Raw genomic sequence first — 602 nt, 5'->3', positions numbered from 1 at the left:
GCCATTGGTCTAACGGTTATTTTGGCATTTCAAGACCAGATAAAGAACCGTATAACCTTGTTACTGAGTATATGAAAGCTGAGAAAGCGAAGTTTGCACAGCTCCAGTCTCCACCGCAGTCGCGTCCTTGGATTCAAGATTTTACAGCAAGCTGGTTAGGTGCTGGAAATTACATCAAATACGGCAAGGCTGAGGTAGATGCACAAATTAAAGCTTTACATGATGCAGGGGTTCAGGAATACCTCATCTGGAATGCAAACAACAACTATTCAGAGGGCGTAACTTATATGCCGTAAAAAGATGCATTCCATAAGAGCAGCATTCCATAAAAAGCAGCGGCTGTCTTGGACAGTTTCTCCTGTTCTAGGTGGCCGCTTATTTCATGTGAAAAAGGGCTTGTATTACCTAGATATCCATGGTATATTATGAAACCTGCCTTACAAGAAGTGAGAAATAACCTGTTGAATAGATGAAAAAAAAGAATTAAAAAAAGTGCTTGCAAAAAGAAAATCAACATGGTATATTACTTCTCGCTGCTTCGGTAACGCGGCAGTGAACGAAAGAAATTGATCTTTGAAAACTGAACAATGAGTGAGTAAGCA

At 40.0% G+C, this 602-nt stretch carries 1 protein-coding gene; it reads left to right on the top strand.

The window, feature by feature from the left end:
• On the top strand, positions 1-296 hold a 296-nt coding region (locus AC1DUA_RS40025), incomplete at its 5' end, for a putative glycoside hydrolase (protein WP_477504932.1).
• Positions 297-602 lie beyond the last annotated feature (306 nt).

It is taken from the genome of Paenibacillus sp. 01T422 (genome assembly GCF_056398785.1).
The sequence above is the reverse complement of the archived record's forward strand: the minus strand, read 5'-3'. Positions and strand labels throughout refer to the sequence as shown.